Raw genomic sequence first — 16546 nt, forward strand, 5'->3', positions numbered from 1 at the left:
GCTTCTTTAGATCAATTTTTTAAGTTCAAAGAGGGCATTCATGGCATCTAGGGGAGTCATATTAACCACGTCTAGATTTTTTAAAGTTGCTAGCAACTGAGCTGTATCTGGCTCTTCTTCAAAGAGAGACAGCTGACCATCAGGTTGACGCTCTTTGATCTGACTAGCTGAACTACCTAGGCTTTCTTTTGGCCTTAAATCAGCCGCATGTGCTTCTAAGTCTGTCAAAATATTATCAGCACGTCCCAATAACTCAGTCGGTAGACCAGCAATTTTAGCTACATGGATACCATAGGACTTGTCCGCAGGACCATCTGTTATTTTGTGTAAAAAGGTGACATGGCCGTCTTTCTCAAGTGTTGCAACATGAACATTGACTAACTTTGTCAAGCTGTTTGACAGAGCTGTCAACTCATGATAATGGGTTGCAAACAGCGTTTTAGCCCCAATGTGATCATGAATATACTCGATAATCGACTGAGCCAGAGCCATCCCATCGTAGGTAGCTGTTCCTCGACCGAGCTCATCAAAAAGAATCAAGGATTGTTTTGTGGCACGTTGGAGCGCCATATTGGCCTCCATCATCTCTACCATAAAGGTCGATTGCCCAGAAATCAGATCATCCGCCGCTCCTATACGGGTGTATATAGCGTCAAATACTGGAAGACTGGCGGACTCAGCTGCAACAAAAGATCCTAATTGTGCCATGATAACACTAAGGGCCAACTGTCTCATATAAGTGGACTTCCCACTCATATTTGGCCCTGTGATGAGCTGAATAGCTGTTTGGCTGTCCAATTTAATTGTATTAGGGATGTATTCTTGAGTCCCCATGACTTTCTCAACAACAGCATGGCGGCCTTTTATAAAAGCAACTTGGTCTTGGCTGTTGAACTCGGGGCGGACATAGTGATTAGTTTCCGCTACACTAGCTAGACTTTGGAGGACATCCACCGATGCAATTCCTTTGGCCAGGTCTTGAAGACGCTGGATGTATTTTTCAACCTGATTGCGTATCGTCATAAAGATGTCGTATTCTAAGTTAGCTGATTGCTCACGCGCTTCCAGAATATCGCCTTCAATCTTGGCTAATTCTTGAGTACCAAATCGTTCTGAATTTTTCAGTGTTGCCTTTCTGAAAAAGTGGTCAGGGACTAGATCCAAGTGGGAGTTCGTGACATGAAAGTAATAGCCGTCCTTACGGTTGTAGTCAATCTTGAGCGTGGCTATGCCACTAGCCTTGCGCTCCTTGGCCTCTATATCTGCTATCCAGCTCGTCCCTTCACGCATGACTTGACGGTAATGATCCAAGCGCTCATCAAAGCCGGTCTTGATCATACCGCCATCTGTAATCGTCGCTGGAGCATCGCTATCTATTGCTGAATGAATCAGATGTTCCAGCTCTACTAGGGGATCAATGGCCTGATTTAGCTCATCGATGGCAGGATCATCAAAACTGTCCAAGATAGCCTTGATCGTCGGTACTTGGGACAAGGTTTGCCCTAACTGCAGCAGATCCTTGGGGTTGGCCTTGCCAAAAGATACACGACTCGCTAAGCGCTCGATATCGTAAACACCTTTAAGACTGTCTGCTAAATCACTGCGCTCAAAAAAATGCGATAGGAAGACCTCAACGACTTCCTGACGCTTTGTAATCTTCTCTAAACTCACCAAGGGACGATCGATCCAAGTGCGCAAGAGACGCATCCCCATAGCCGTCTTGGTGTCATCTAGCAGCCAAAAGAGGGAACCATGTTTTTTATGCGTCCGTGCATTCTCAAGAAGATCCAAGCTAGACTTGGTCGCATAGGTCATTTGTAAATAGTCCTTGATTTCATAATGGACAAGCTTTTGCAGGTGGGTCAGCTCACGCATCTGGGTCTTGTGGACATACTGCAATAATTTACCAGCCACTTGTCTTTCCACCTCTGTCAAGCTCTCATCAAGCAACTGGGCATGGTCAAGCACACTATCTTCTGGTGATAGCAAGAGATTCATTTGCTTAGTCAGCACTGCTTCTTGTTTGTCATCCAGTGTAAAGCCAAGAACGACTTCACGTGCCTTAAGATTTTGAATCTCACTGCAAACAGCACTAAAGTCACTCAGACTCGTGGCATAAAACTCACCAGTTGATAGATCCATATAAGATAGACCAAAATCCCCGTCCAGATAGTCAATCGCAACCAAAAAGTTATTGGCACTATCAGGCTTAGTCGAGTCAACAGCTGTCCCTGGTGTAATGACTTGGACCACCTCTCGCTTAACAACACCTACAGCCTTCTTAGGATCCTCCATCTGTTCTGCAATGGCGACCTTATAACCCAGATCAACTAGGGTATCAATATATTGCTGAGCAGAGTGGTAGGGGACTCCTGCCATGGGAATGGGATTTTCAGCATTTTTATTGCGGCTGGTCAGACTGATCTCTAGTATCTGGGCCGCCTTAGTCGCATCCTCATAAAAGAGCTCATAAAAATCTCCCATGCGAAAAAGCAAAAAAGCATCAGGGTAATCTTCCTTGATGTCTATATATTGCTGCATGCCTGGTGAAATTTTAGCCTGGGCCATGGGTCAACTCCTTGTTTACTTTCTCTTCGATGGTCTTGGTTACATATTGCAAAAGGTCACTGGCATCCTGCATTTTTTCCCGATAATCTTGGACAATAGGCAATTCTGATAAGTTATGCTCCAAATCATCCGCTTGTCGGGCAGCATATCCTGCAGCATTGGGTTTATCGATCTTGTCAAACAAGACTGCCTCCTGCTGAAATGCTTTCATCTGTCCTGATAACTCTTGTAAATCTGGTAGGGCTTGAATCTTAGCCTCAGCAGCCTGATAAGCACGAACGCTCTCATGGGAAGCCAGCAGATTTTGCAAGACTGCTATTTCTTCCTGTAAAGCGCTCATGCTTGCAACTCACTCTCAATAGCTTGCGCCTTGCTATCATCTTTGCAGATAATGATCAGGGTATCTGCACCTGCCAGTGTGCCTAGGATCTCTTCTCGCTCCTCTTGATCGATAATATTAGCTAGGACATCTGCTTCCCCTAGCTCTGTTGAACAAACTACGATAAAACTAGCCCTTGAAACTTTTTTGATATGACTCTTAGCAGCATCTGCCAGATAAGACTGGGGTTCGTCTGCCAAGCTGTAATAGAGCTTACCATTATCATCACGACGCTTGAGCAATCCAATTTCTCTCAAGTCTCTCGATAGGGTCGCTTGGGTAACAGCAATACCTTGTTCAGATAGATAATTTTTGATTTCTTCTTGGGTTCCTACACGCTCATTTTGGATAATGGTTTTGATTTTATCTTGACGCTCTCGCTTGTTCATAATAACCCTCGTAATTTTCTCTTGAATGTGCTTGTATTATACCAGAAATAGAGGATTTTTTCATGGCGTAAACCCTTAAGAAACCAGTGATTTTAGGGGAAAAATCGGGCCGTTTATGTTACAATGAATTGAAATACTATCACAGGAGAACATCATGGATCACAAACTTCTTATTGCTCAAGAAATCAATACGGCTCAACCTGATCTAGCCCTTGAAGATATCATCAATCTATTAGAAACACCTAAAAATGCTAGTATGGGGGACCTTGCCTTCCCTGCCTTCTCTTTGGCAAAATCCTTACGCAAGGCACCGCAAATCATCGCCAGTGATATAGCCGATGCCATCAACCCAGAAAAATTCGAAAAGGTTCAAGCAGTCGGGCCTTATGTCAACTTTTTTCTCGATAAATCTGTCATTTCGCAAACTGTCCTCCATCAAGTCATCTCACAAGGCAGTCATTACGCTGACCAAGATGAAGGGCAAGGGCGCCATGTCACTTTAGATATGTCCAGTCCCAATATTGCTAAGCCTTTTTCCATCGGTCATCTGCGCTCCACTGTTATCGGCGACAGCCTGGCTCATATTTTTGAAAAGATGGGCTATCAGCCTGTAAAAATCAATCACCTAGGCGATTGGGGCAAACAGTTTGGTATGCTGATCGTCGCTTACAAAAAATGGGGAGACGAGGCAGCAGTCCGAGCCAATCCAATCAGTGAATTGCTCAAACTCTATGTTCGTATCAATGAGGCTGCCAAGGAAAATCCAGCATTGGATGAGGAAGCACGTGATTGGTTCCGCAAGCTAGAAGCTGGCGATCAGGAGGCACTCTCGTTATGGCAATGGTTCCGAGATGAAAGTTTAGTAGAATTCAACCGTTTGTATGATGAGTTAGGAGTGGACTTTGATAGCTTTAATGGTGAAGCCTTCTACAATGATAAGATGGATGAAGTCGTTGCTATCCTTGAAGATAAGGGCCTCCTCAAAGAATCACAGGGAGCACAGATCGTTGATCTAACAGATGATGGGATCGAGCAGCCTGCTTTGATCAAAAAATCTGATGGGGCCACCCTCTATATTACCCGTGATATCGCTGCTGCCCTCTATCGTAAACGCACCTATGACTTTGCCAAGTCCATCTACGTCGTCGGGAACGAACAAGCCGGTCACTTCAAACAACTCAAGGCTGTTTTGAATAAGATGGGATATGACTGGTCAAATACCTTGGTACATGTGCCATTTGGCCTAGTCACAAAGGATGGTAAGAAACTCTCAACCCGTAAAGGTAATGTTATCCTTCTGGAACCTACTATCGCAGAGGCTATCAAACGTGCCCAGGATCAGATCAATTCTAAAAATCCTGATCTTGCTAACAAAGATAAGGTCGCACATGCCGTCGGGGTCGGTGCCATCAAATTCTACGACCTCAAAACCGATCGTCTCAACGGCTACGACTTTGATCTAGAAGCCATGGTCTCCTTTGAAGGGGAGACCGGTCCCTATGTTCAGTATGCCTATGCGCGTATCCAGTCCATCCTTCGCAAGGCTCAGTTCTCGCCTAATTCCCAAGCTGATTACTATCTCAATGATGATGAAAGCTGGGAAATCATCAAACTCCTGCAAGACTTTCCACGTCTGATTCAGCGAGCAGCCAACAATTTTGAGCCCTCAATCCTAGCAAAATTCGCTATTAGCTTGGCTCAAGCCTTCAATAAATATTACGCCCATACACGCATCCTAGATAATGGTCCAGAGCAGGACAGTCGCCTAGCTCTCAGCTACGCTACAGCTACTGTTCTGAAAGAAGCCCTGCGTCTCTTAGGCGTCCAGGCACCAGAAGAAATGTAATAAATCGCCTTTAGTTGGGAAATGTTTACAATTTTTGCTAGAAGGCACTTGCTGCTCGCTATGTTAGCAAAAGGCACAAAAAGACCTCTCCTTGAAGGAGAGGTCTTTTTATCAACTCTGATTGTCATCTGCAAAGCGGCCAAGGATATGAACATCCTCAGAGATAGACACAAAGGCCTTGGGATCTGCTTTTTTCATGACATCTTTGAAATCTGGGTATTCTTCTCGAGTTATGATTGTGATCAAAACTGATTTTTGCTCATGTTTATACGTTCCTTCGGCATCATTGATCCGTGTCACCCCCCGATGGAGCTGCTTGTGGATCTTCTTGATGACATGGTCAGGACAGCTGGTGACAATCAGTGCCTGCATTTTCTTTTGTTTCGTAAATAGGGCGTCTGTCATCCGGCTGGAAACAAAGATAGTCACCATAGAATATAGGGCGTACTTCCATCCAAACAAAATGGCTGCCAAAATCATGATAACACCGTTGACAGCTAAGGAAATCGTTCCAACATCCCGTCCTGTTTTCTTACGTACATACAGACTGATAATATCCGTTCCACCACTTGAAATTCGGGCACGTAGACCGTAACCTATGCCGATTCCCATGATTAAACCACCAAAAATGGCGTTAATCATAGGATCTGATGTTAGAGAAATCTGGGGCATAAACTGGATAAAGAGGGAACTAACTGTTACGGTTATAAAGGTAAAGATGGTAAAACGATGCCCAATTCGATACCAGGCTAAAAGCATCAAGGGGATATTGATAGCGTAAAAAGCAAGGGCTACCGGTATTGTAAAGCCAATAAAACGCTCACTAATAGCAGATAGGACCTGGGCAAAGCCCGTTGCACCACTGGAATAGACATGACCGGGCTGAAAGAAGAAATTAACCGCAATACTAGAAAGCAGACCATATACCAGAGAGGCTGAAATCTTCTCAGCATACTTCTCCTTAGAAATACTTCTCACCGCATGCCAAAGTCCAACTTTTTTAGCCGCCTTACCGACAAGATATTTAATATGTCTTTTAGAATCGTTTGCATTCATGATGATTAATCTTGTTTAGCAGCTACCTCAAGGGCTAATTCGTCTAATTGTTTACCTGACACTAGACTTGGGGCTTGGGTCATAGGATCTGATGCCTTATTATTCTTAGGGAAGGCGATCACTTCACGGATATTATCCTCACTAGCTAAAATCATGACGAAGCGATCCAAACCAATAGCAAGTCCGCCATGAGGAGGGAAACCATAGTCCATAGCTTCAAGTAAGAAGCCAAATTGCTCATTAGCAGACTCAGCGCTAAAGCCAAGTGCTTTCAGCATGCGCTCTTGCAAGTCTTTCTGATTGATACGCAAGCTACCTCCGCCAAGCTCATAGCCATTCAGGACAATATCATAAGCCACAGCACGAACTTTGGCTAAATCGCCTTCAAGTTCATGAGCAGACTCTGCTGTCGGCAGGGTAAATGGGTGGTGGGCTGACATATAGCGCCCTTCTTCTTCAGACCATTCAAACATTGGCCAGTCAACTACCCACAGGAAGTTGTAAAGAGAGGCGTCAACCATGTCAAGGTCCTTAGCTAAGCGAGTTCGCAAACCACCCAGAGTAGTATTAGCTACCTCAAGTGTGTCAGCGACAAAGAGAATCAAGTCATTGTCAACAGCCTGTAAACGATCTGTCAAATCACTGGCAATAGCTGTTAAAAATTTGGCCACCGGTCCAGTAAGCTCACCATCGGTGACCTTGACCCAAGCCAAGCCTTTAGCACCGTATTGTTTGGCCACTTCTGTCAATTTATCAATATCTTTACGAGAATATTTATCGGCAGCATCCTTAACCACGATAGCTTTAACGGCTGGAGCTTCTGCGAAAACCTTAAATTCACTATCTTTTACAAGATCTGTCAAATCTTGTAAGAGCATATCAAAACGTGTGTCTGGCTTATCTGAGCCATAGTTGTTCATGGCATCATCATAGCTCATCCGTGGGAATGGCAGGGAAACGTCAATCCCTTTAGTTTCCTTCATAACACGCGCAATCAAGCCCTCTGTAATATCTTGGATCTCTTGATCATCAAGGAAGGAGGTTTCCAAGTCAATCTGTGTAAACTCAGGTTGACGGTCTCCACGTAGGTCTTCATCACGGAAACACTTAACGATTTGATAGTAGCGGTCAAAACCAGCATTCATCAGTAGCTGCTTGGTTATCTGTGGACTTTGTGGCAAGGCATAGAAATGTCCTTGGCTAATACGTGAAGGCACTAGATAATCCCGTGCTCCTTCTGGGGTTGACTTGGTCAACATGGGAGTTTCCACATCGATGAACTCAAGCTCGTCCAAGTAGTTGCGAACACTGTGAGTAACCTTGGCACGGAGCTTTAGATTGTCCAGCATCTTAGGTCTACGCAGGTCAAGGTAACGATAACGCAAACGGTTATCATCCGTCATTTCCGCATCATCCTTGATTTCAAATGGCGTTGTCTTAGCTGAATTTAGCACTGCTAGATCGCTGACATGTAATTCAACATGACCAGTAGGCAACTTATCATTAGCTTGCTCACGCGCCTGAACAGTACCTGCCACTTCGATAACATACTCGCTACGCAGACTCTCAGCCGTAGCCATCACCTCGCTAGAAACTTGCTCAGGATTAATGACTAACTGCATAATGCCTTCGCGGTCTCGCAGATCAATGAAGATCAAACCACCAAGGTCACGACGGCGGGACACCCATCCCTTTAAAACCAACTGACTGCCAATATGCTCACTACGGACACGCCCCGCATACATACTACGTTTCATACTTGAAATACCAAGCCCAGTTGGGCTTTTTCCTTTCTCTATCTGAGTTTTTGCATTCCTATCTATTATAGCAAAATGCACACTAAAACCCCACCCATCGTGTGAGGTTTTTCTTACTTTCCAAAAGCTGCTAGCAAATCGCTAGTGTCTACAAATTCTTCCTGAAATTCCTCAATGTCATCAAACTCATACTCAGCTTCCTCAGCCAAGTGGTTCCAGCGAAAACCATAGACATCCTCTATAGTCACGCCCCATTCGTCAGTCTCCTCGTCATATTGCCAGCCTAAATAGCGCTCAGCTGGCTTAAAGACAAGGACAACTGTCTGGTAATCGTGCTCCCATTGCTGTCCTAAGAACTGTTGGCACATGGCATGATCACTCGCTTTTTCACCGTTAAACCATGGGATTTCATGCTTGTCTAAATAAGCAATCAACTGCCAAAATTGCTGCTGAAAGTGAATCGGCTGATGACGGTCAAAGCCCAGACTAAAGGTTTGTTGTTCTTTCAATAACTGTTCAATACTGGTCACGATACTCTCCTATAGGCTTAAACCTTGTTCTTATTTTTGAATTTTTGCCAAAACCGCAACAAAGTCTGTCGTAATTTCCTCAAAGCTAGCAAGTACTTCTTGGCGTGTTTGATTGTCTTTGATGGCAACTTCACCGGTTTCAACTTCACTCTCACCCAAAGTTATGATCGTCTTAGCCTTGAATGTATCTGCTGACTTGAACTGGGCCTTGATCTTACGGCCTAGATAATCACGCTCAGCCTTAAACCCTTGCTGACGAAGGGCTTGAACGATCTCGAGCGCCTTAAGATTAGCACCATCACCAAGAACGGCTAGGTAGACATCCAGATCTTCATCGATTGGAAGTGAGATGCCTTGCTTATCCAGAACCAGCAAGAGGCGTTCAATCCCTAAACCAAAGCCAAATCCTGGAGTTTGCGGACCATCAAAATACTCAACTAAGCTATCATAACGGCCTCCCGCACAGATCGTTAGCTCTGTTTTATCAATAGTCGTGATGAACTCAAATATCGTATGGTTGTAGTAATCCAGCCCACGCACCATGTTGGTGTCAATCACATAAGGAATTTTTAAGGTCTCCAGCATCTGACGGACAGCGTCGAAATGCACTTGACTCTCTTCATCCAAGTAGTCCAAGATCGATGGCGCATGCTCAACAGCTGATTTATCCTCTTTTTCCTTAGAGTCCAGCACACGTAAAGGATTTTCATCCAAGCGTCGCTGACTGTCTTTTGAGAGCTGCTCACGCATGGGTTCCAGATAATCAATTAGGGCTTGACGATAAGCCAGGCGACTCTCAGAATTACCAAGGCTATTGAGGTGCAGGGTGACATTCTTAATACCCAGCTCATCAAAAAGCTGATAGGCCATGGCAATCGTTTCAACATCAGTTGCAGGATTGCTAGAACCAAAATTCTCTACGCCTATCTGATGGAACTCACGCAGACGGCCAGCCTGCGGACGCTCATAACGAAACATTGAGCCGATGTAGTACATCTTGGCAGGCTTCTGCACTTCAGGGGCAAAGAGCTTGTTTTCTACAAATGAACGCACAACTGGAGCTGTCCCTTCTGGACGCAAGGTGATGTGTCGGTCGCCCTTGTCGTGAAAATCGTACATCTCCTTGGTCACAATATCGGTCGTATCCCCGACCGAACGGCTGATCACCTCATAGTGCTCAAACATAGGGGTGCGAATCTCACCATAGTTGTACTTTTTAAACGTTTCACGTGCAACATTTTCTACATACTGCCACTTAGCACTCTCGGTAGGCAAGATATCCTGAGTTCCTTTTGGTTTTTGAAGTTTCATCATTAAATACAAGGGTCGAAAAAGCAGCGGTTAAAAATCTGAGAAATGATCCGTCATCTTGATACCTAGACTGGTCCATTTCCCATGCTTTCCGACCATATTCTATTCCTTTCATAGATTTCTATCAATGTCTTAAGGTGTGGCATGAATCACCGCCTGTATCACTACCAGGATTGATTTCAGTGCCCTTCTTTTATACCCATAGTTCCTTTTATTCTACCATAAAAACAGCTCCTCTAACAGCTAAAGTCATGTAAAAAGCCCCTAAAGGAGCTTTTGATAAACCGATGATTCTATTGCAACTTCGTATTGATAGCACCGATATCCCTTTTAATCATCACGTAGTTAAAGGTATAGATCGCCACATAGATAAGGCTGATGAGACCCAGCATGCCAAGCAGGCTTGTCACACTCAACTGGAACCATCTCAGATACCAGCCCGCTGCTAGAAGCGGGAGTACAATGCAGCTATAATGTAGACAAGTCAGCCAAAGTAAGGAATGCTTTTCTGCCTGGCGAAAGACAGAGCCAGCTACCCCCTGAGCCATGCCTAAGCCAGCAAAAATAACAAGCTGGATACCAACTGCGCTGATATCAGACTGAAACTGTTCCATAAAGGCAGGGACGGCGGGTGAAAAACCTCTACCGACAACGACGCTAGCAAAATAGGTGGCTAAATTACCCATCCCTAACCCCATTAAAGCATAGGCTAGCAATTTTCTGAGTATTTTCATGATATTTCCTCCTTCTCTAGTCATTACAACCCTAATGTCTCTTTAAAGGTCTTGAGAGAACGGCGGGAGACAAAGCTCTCACCACCAGTTTTCAAGGTGAGCTTGATCGTCCCTTTGATACTGAGATCCAATTTTTGGATAGCCCTGATATTAACAATCTCACCTTGAGAAATCTTGATGAAGTCTTTGGTCAGCTGCTCCTCTAATTGATAAATCCGGTATTTAGTCGTATAGAGCTTATCTGCTGTCTCTAGGAAAACTTTCTTATTCTCACTATAAATACGGATAATATCGGGGAGAGCTAAGAGATATACCTTTTCCATCCATACACCGGGCAGGTAGTCTGACTTCCCTTCGGCAAGATTGATAATCTGTTGAGTCTTACGATCAATGTGGGCTGCATAAATCTTGATCAATGTCTCTGCTAATCGAGAGTCTTTAATGACTTCCAGTTTCATGATAGCTCCTCCTTTTTTATTTAGTATAACTTATATTCTTTAGGAGGCCTATGACTTTCAGATAAACGGTTAATTTTTATGGATAAGCGGTTATATTAGGCAGAAAAACTGATTTTTTCTGTCAAGTAACTTTACTTTACAAAAATAATATGATAGACTGTTAGAGTTGATTTAAAATCAAGATTAATCTATTGGAGGAAACATACAAATGGCAGTACCTGCACGTCGCACGTCAAAAGCGAAAAAAAATAAACGTCGTACACACTACAATTTGACAGCTCCAACTGTTAAATTTGATGAAACTACTGGAGATTACTCACGTTCTCACCGTGTATCCCTTAAAGGATACTACAAGGGACGTAAGATCGCCAAAGCTAACGCAGCTGAATAATAGAAGGGAGATACCATGCGCGTCAATATCACACTTGAACACAAAGAATCTGGTGAACGCTTGTACCTTACTTCAAAAAACAAACGTAACACTCCAGACCGTCTGCAGTTGAAAAAATACTCACCAAAATTGCGTAAGCATGTGGTGTTCACTGAGGTGAAATAAAATAACACAAATAAAGCCTATGAAATCAATGTTTCAGGGGCTTTTTTGTTGACTATTAGTTTCAATTCTTAAAGAATTGATAAAAGTTTGGCATCAGTTGTGTAACGAGCTGTGTTGGCTCATAAAGGACGAATTTTTTAGCTTTTGTTGTTGTTAATAATTTAGCCTCTTTTAGAATCTGCAAATGTCTGGACACGCTGGAATTACTCATTAATAAAACTTGAGCCAAAGATTGTGTTGTACTTGGCTTATCAATGACATAATTCATAATTTGCAAACGGACAGGGTCACTCAAAGCTTTAAAAATAGTGATGAGGCTTTCCGGAGTAGAATTATAGTAACTTGGCTGCTCAGTAATATCATAAGTAATGGCAAGTCCTTGGTCGAAAGTTTCAACAAAGAGGTGAGGCCAAATAAAATAACTTGGTAATAGCATAATAGAATCACTGTCTTGCAGTTGGATTTCTTGGTCAAACGGTTTAATAATGACCAACTCATCCTCTTTCCAATGGATGCGGTCAACCTGTAAATGATTAAACATTTCGATTAAACCGTTTTTTCTTAAAAAAGAAGATTGCTTCTGAATTTCATCTAGCAGTTTCTGCTGAATGGCTTTCTCTTCCCAAGTGTTATCAAATATTTCTCGTCGATACCAATTTATAAAAGAAAAAAGATGTTGATAAACACTGGAAGCATCCTTTCTCAAGTCGCTAAGTAACTGATTGTCCTTATGCAAAGAAAAATCTTTCCATTCTAGTCCTTTTGCTAATGTCGGAATGAAGGAGTTTTCTCGGTCATTTGTCACTTTCTCCAAATGCTCAATTAACTGAGCAGCAGGCAAGTCATTAAGAAATTTCTTTAGATTTTGTATTTCTTCTTCAATCGTTGTTGCATGATAGCGAAAATTACAAAGCAAGATAGGGGAAACACCAAGTTCATAAAATAGTTGAAAATAATGAAGGTTTTCATAGAATTCCTTAGTAAGTTTATTTTGTATCCCAATGACCCAATCGACATTTGTTCCATGGTGACGAGGATTCAATAAAACATGTAAACTTCTAAACAGTTCATTGAGCGGGGAGTAGACAAATTGTATCCTTTGCGTCAAAGTTTCCTCTGTTTTCAGAGCATAGTTACTGAATTGAATGGTAATTGCCAAATGTTATTCCTCCAAACGATTCGATATTTTTAGAATTGATTGATTATAGACTCTCTTCATTGTATCATATTCACAATTCTGATATAAGGAGAAGATGGATGAACAGGAGAAATCAAGATTCATTGATAACAGTTATCGCAGGTATGGGAATGTTGTTGTCCACCCTTGATACAGGTATTATCAATGTCGCCTTATCCTTTTTGAAGGGACAATTTCAAACGACAACTAACATAGCATCGTTTACAATAACTGGCTATACGTTAGCATTAGCTATCTCTATCCTACCTTTAGGAGTATTAAGCGATAAATTTGGAAAGTTAAAGATTTCCTACTTAGGATTTGTACTTTTCGGACTGAGCTCGTTATTCTGTGGATTTGCCAATAGTATTGGCTGGCTCATTGCTGGTCGGATTATTCAAGGTATAGGAGCTGCTGCTTTACAAGCTACTTCAGCAGCTTTGATTACTACTTTAGTTTCTGAAGAAAGCCAAAACAGCTCTATCAGCATTTTAGGTGTTATGATTGGCTTAGGGCCTGTCCTTGGCCCGTCTTTAGGAGGTATATTACTGTCTTTAAATCTCTGGCGCTTTATCTTCTGGCTAAATGTTCCTTTTTCAATCCTCGCAATAGTATGTAACCATTATCTTCTTAGTAAGCTCTTTGAGGAGACTAGCGAACGAACATTGGATAATCTTGGAATTGTTATAAATGCTCTGATGTTAGTTTTTCTTTTATTAGGGTTATCTTTACTAAGCAAACCTCATCTATTAATGGTTAGTCTTATCTTAATCATATCCAGCTTGTTTCTCGGGATCGTCTTTTACCATGTTGAATTTAGAAATAGACAGGCACTTGTTGATGTTGAGGGATTAAAAAACAACCCACAAGTAATCTCCTATCTTTTTCAGACGGTCTCCTTTGGTTTTGCTTCTGCCATGATATTTTTACTTCCGCCCTTTATTTTTGAACAATTATATCATTTAGGAGTGGGACAGACAGGCTTTCTTGTACTAGGAGCACCTGCAGGCCTGGTCCTTTTTTCAAGAATATCTGGTAAAATCAATGACGGTAGTAAAAATAAAGCTTTTAGTCATTTAGGTCTCGGGATTATTATTGCTTCTTTGCTTTTCTTTTTGCTTCTCACTCCTAGCTGGCCTTACCTATTTTTAACTTTAGGATTATTTATTTATGGCATTGGCGGAGGCTATTTTCAACCTGCCAATATCGCAAGTATTATGCAAGCCAGTCCCATGAAAATGCAAGGAAGCACAGGAGCTTTACAGCGAATGGTACAAAATGTTGCTATTTCGGCTGGTTCAGCCATCGGCTCAACTTGCTTAAATCTTTGGTCGAATAATCTATTATTAGCTACTCGAATTGGATGGGGAATAGCATTAATACTAGTTATTATAAGCCTAAAGGACATGATTTTTTTAAAACACAATAATTGACTATAAAAAAGATTTCAGTAAGTAGTCACTGAAATCTTTTTTTATATATAATTACCCCTTTTCAAACAATACTTTCACACGGGCTAACAAGCTACTCAATAACCCATCTGAAACATTTTCGATATACCGATAGTCTCTAGCATTGAAATCTATCGTCACCAACTGGTCGAGTAAAACTTTACCTGTTGTTTCGGTATCTTTCAGAAGAACATAAAAGGGGTAATCTCTTTTGGTATTGCTGATAGGGGCAAAAATAGCAATGTTAGAGTACTTCGTAACAACGCTATGACTTAAACAAATATAAGGTCGATAGCCTTTTTGTTCATGACCTTGTTTAGGATCAAGGTTAATTTTAATGATAGACCCTTGCTTAATACTTACCATTGTTCATTACCAACACTTTCAAAAATGACTGGCGTTACAGAAACTGGCTCACCCTGATAATCTTTAAAAAGGTCATCAACTGTTAATTCTGGGACTGTCGTTGCCTTTTTAAGAATAATCTTGTTCCCTGACACTTCATAATCAAGAATATCGTTGGTATGTAATTGTAGTTGCTGTACTAATTGTTTTGGGAGACGTATAGCTGAACTGTTCCCCCATTTATTAACTGTTAGTTGCATAATGCCACCTCCTCTTTTTGAATATTATATCACAAAAGTATCATTTTGTATATACTTTGAATTATATCAACTCTTCTTGTCTAATAGGTCTTGAATATTTACGATGTATTGCGCTTTTTGGTACAAATCTTCAATTTCTAACTCACTAAGAAATAAACTAAAATAGACTTATCCTATAAAAGGAGGAAAAGTCTATTTTTTAGCCTAATTCGTGATTATCCGGTACGGAGGAGGCAAAATGAAAACAGAAACAATTAAACGCAACAATAAAAATATTATCAAGAAAACCAAGAAAAATGGTGATATTAGCTACTCTCTTAAAGGGGCTTATCTGGGAATAGATGAAAAAACGGGTAAGCAAGTCACAACAACAATTACTGCTAAAACTTTGAAAGCTTTGGACAAGAGACTTATACAAGCAAAGTTAGATTTTGAGGCTAAGGGGGCTACCAAAAAGAAAAATTGGAAATTGACCGTTTTAGTGACCTTGTTGAAATCTGGTATAGTAGTTTTCAAACATGGGTAATATCACAAAACACTCTAAATCGAGTAAGAGGGTATATTGACACTTACATTCTCCCTAAATTTGGCGATTATAAACCAGATAAAATTGAATCTGCTGAAATTCAACTCTGGGTAAATGAATTAGCTCAAAAAGCGCAGAAATCTGTTAACAATGGAAATCGACGAGCTCCTAAAGGCAGTACTAAAGATTTTGGAGCTATTATCCATAAAGTTAGTGATATTTTTGATTTTGGGGTAACGAATTTTGGCTTGACCCTAAATCCTGCTAAAACAGTTAAAATCCCACCAAAACCAAAAGCGCAAAAAAAGCGCGTTATGGTACTTCATGATAAAGAATTAGCAATATGGCTAGCTTACTTAGATACTCTACCCGATACAAGAGCAAATAGGCGATTCAAAATTATTTGTGACACCCTGTTAGCCTCTGCTCTTCGTATCAATGAGCTATTAGCCTTGACTACTAAAGATTTGGATTTTGCAACGCATGAAATTATTGTGTCAAAAACGCTTATGTGGAAACAAGCAAATAGAAAATTGGGAATCAAAGGTCAAGTTGTTTGTAAAAATACTCCTAAAACTGACTCTGGGTATAGGAGAGTTCCTGTTCCAACCTATCATTTTGACACATTTAATTGATTTTCATAACGAAATGAATACCTATTTTAAAAAACACCAGTTACCAACAACTGATTTAATCTTTCCCACAATATACGGAAACTACATGTGTGATAGAAATGAAAGAACAACTTTAAAAAGAAGACTTTCAGAATTAGGTTTACCTGATTATGGCTTTCATCTTTTTAGACATACTCACGCCTCACTTATGCTTAATGTAGGAACTAACTGGAAAGAGTTACAAGTTAGAATGGGACATAAATCTATTACCACTACAATAGACTTGTATGCAGAATTAGCACCTGAAAAGAAATTTGAAGCAGTTGATCATTATCTTGATAAAATATCTAAACTTACAAGCTAATTTCATCTCTACTTTTTTCTCTTCCTTTTCTAAAAAGAAAAATCAGATGATTTATAAACCTTGATTTAATAATGTTTATAAGAGGCTAAATTTAGATTACCTCAGCCTTATTGAGGTTAAATAAGGCTTTCACTACTATTCAGTGAACGTCAAAAACCCTGATTTTACAGGTTTTTTTCTTTTTCCAAATTCACTGTAATGCAGTAAAATGAATTTTGAACTCTA

At 41.2% G+C, this 16546-nt stretch carries 16 protein-coding genes and 1 pseudogene; 5 read left to right on the forward strand and 12 right to left on the reverse strand.

Going from position 1 to position 16546, the window contains the following annotated elements; genetic code table 11:
* Positions 1–6 precede the first annotated feature (6 nt).
* Genes mutS through argR form a run of 3 tightly spaced genes read right to left on the reverse strand, consistent with a single transcriptional unit; the run spans position 7 to position 3336 of the window.
* Positions 7–2568 carry a DNA mismatch repair protein MutS gene (mutS, locus tag AC4HAI_RS07015; RefSeq protein ID WP_491111021.1) on the reverse strand — a complete coding sequence of 854 codons (2562 nt, stop codon included), beginning with the start codon at positions 2566–2568 and terminating at the stop codon, positions 7–9.
* Positions 2555–2908, reverse strand: coding sequence for a YlbF family regulator (locus AC4HAI_RS07020; protein WP_491111022.1), 354 nt, complete (start codon positions 2906–2908; stop codon positions 2555–2557). The genes mutS and AC4HAI_RS07020 overlap by 14 nt, the downstream gene beginning before the upstream one ends.
* The gene (gene argR, locus AC4HAI_RS07025; RefSeq protein ID WP_491111023.1) at positions 2905–3336 is read right to left on the reverse strand and encodes an arginine repressor; all 432 of its coding nucleotides are present in this window, start codon (positions 3334–3336) and stop codon (positions 2905–2907) included. Before argR ends, AC4HAI_RS07020 begins: the two co-directional genes overlap by 4 nt.
* A gap of 154 nt (positions 3337–3490) precedes the next feature.
* On the opposite strand from argR, the gene argS reads away from it, so the two are divergent.
* The gene (gene argS / locus AC4HAI_RS07030) at positions 3491–5182 is read left to right on the forward strand and encodes an arginine--tRNA ligase (protein WP_491111024.1); all 1692 of its coding nucleotides are present in this window, start codon (positions 3491–3493) and stop codon (positions 5180–5182) included.
* Positions 5183–5293: 111 nt separating this feature from the next.
* Here argS and AC4HAI_RS07035 read toward each other — a convergent pair whose 3' ends face one another.
* From AC4HAI_RS07035 to AC4HAI_RS07060, 6 genes are all read right to left on the reverse strand, one after another.
* The gene (locus AC4HAI_RS07035; RefSeq protein WP_491078649.1) at positions 5294–6238 is read right to left on the reverse strand and encodes a YitT family protein; all 945 of its coding nucleotides are present in this window, start codon (positions 6236–6238) and stop codon (positions 5294–5296) included.
* Between the two features lie 5 nt (positions 6239–6243).
* The gene (aspS, locus tag AC4HAI_RS07040; protein WP_491078650.1) at positions 6244–7995 is read right to left on the reverse strand and encodes an aspartate--tRNA ligase; all 1752 of its coding nucleotides are present in this window, start codon (positions 7993–7995) and stop codon (positions 6244–6246) included.
* Between the two features lie 113 nt (positions 7996–8108).
* Complete coding sequence (locus AC4HAI_RS07045) at positions 8109–8525, reverse strand: hypothetical protein (protein WP_491078651.1); 417 nt, start codon at positions 8523–8525, stop codon at positions 8109–8111.
* 30 nt (positions 8526–8555) lie between these two features.
* Entirely contained in the window at positions 8556–9836 is a 1281-nt protein-coding gene (hisS, locus tag AC4HAI_RS07050; protein ID WP_491078723.1) for a histidine--tRNA ligase, read from the reverse strand.
* A 293-nt stretch (positions 9837–10129) separates the two neighbouring features.
* Complete coding sequence (locus AC4HAI_RS07055) at positions 10130–10570, reverse strand: DUF3021 domain-containing protein (protein WP_491078652.1); 441 nt, start codon at positions 10568–10570, stop codon at positions 10130–10132.
* Between the two features lie 23 nt (positions 10571–10593).
* Positions 10594–11028, reverse strand: coding sequence for a LytTR family DNA-binding domain-containing protein (locus AC4HAI_RS07060; protein ID WP_491078653.1), 435 nt, complete (start codon positions 11026–11028; stop codon positions 10594–10596).
* Between the two features lie 208 nt (positions 11029–11236).
* On the opposite strand from AC4HAI_RS07060, the gene rpmF reads away from it, so the two are divergent.
* A complete protein-coding gene (gene rpmF / locus AC4HAI_RS07065; RefSeq protein WP_027975257.1) occupies positions 11237–11419 on the forward strand; it encodes a 50S ribosomal protein L32 in 183 nt (60 codons plus the stop codon).
* A 15-nt stretch (positions 11420–11434) separates the two neighbouring features.
* Entirely contained in the window at positions 11435–11584 is a 150-nt protein-coding gene (gene rpmG / locus AC4HAI_RS07070; RefSeq protein WP_001265622.1) for a 50S ribosomal protein L33, read from the forward strand.
* Positions 11585–11645: 61 nt separating this feature from the next.
* Here rpmG and AC4HAI_RS07075 read toward each other — a convergent pair whose 3' ends face one another.
* Positions 11646–12743: an ArsR/SmtB family transcription factor gene (locus AC4HAI_RS07075; protein WP_491078654.1), complete on the reverse strand. Its 1098-nt coding sequence runs from the start codon at positions 12741–12743 to the stop codon at positions 11646–11648.
* Positions 12744–12841: 98 nt separating this feature from the next.
* Between AC4HAI_RS07075 and AC4HAI_RS07080 the strand changes: the two genes are divergently transcribed.
* On the forward strand, positions 12842–14194 hold the full coding sequence (locus tag AC4HAI_RS07080) for an MFS transporter (protein WP_491078655.1): 1353 nt from the start codon (positions 12842–12844) through the stop codon (positions 14192–14194).
* A 51-nt stretch (positions 14195–14245) separates the two neighbouring features.
* Here AC4HAI_RS07080 and AC4HAI_RS07085 read toward each other — a convergent pair whose 3' ends face one another.
* Positions 14246–14578: a type II toxin-antitoxin system PemK/MazF family toxin gene (locus AC4HAI_RS07085; RefSeq protein ID WP_491078656.1), complete on the reverse strand. Its 333-nt coding sequence runs from the start codon at positions 14576–14578 to the stop codon at positions 14246–14248.
* The gene (locus AC4HAI_RS07090; RefSeq protein WP_491078657.1) at positions 14572–14817 is read right to left on the reverse strand and encodes an AbrB/MazE/SpoVT family DNA-binding domain-containing protein; all 246 of its coding nucleotides are present in this window, start codon (positions 14815–14817) and stop codon (positions 14572–14574) included. The genes AC4HAI_RS07085 and AC4HAI_RS07090 overlap by 7 nt, the downstream gene beginning before the upstream one ends.
* A gap of 238 nt (positions 14818–15055) precedes the next feature.
* Here AC4HAI_RS07090 and AC4HAI_RS07095 point away from each other — a divergent pair.
* Positions 15056–16321 (forward strand): annotated as a pseudogene (locus tag AC4HAI_RS07095) (tyrosine-type recombinase/integrase).
* Positions 16322–16546: the final 225 nt, after the last annotated feature.

It is taken from the genome of Streptococcus sp. ALY_208 (genome assembly GCF_058314295.1).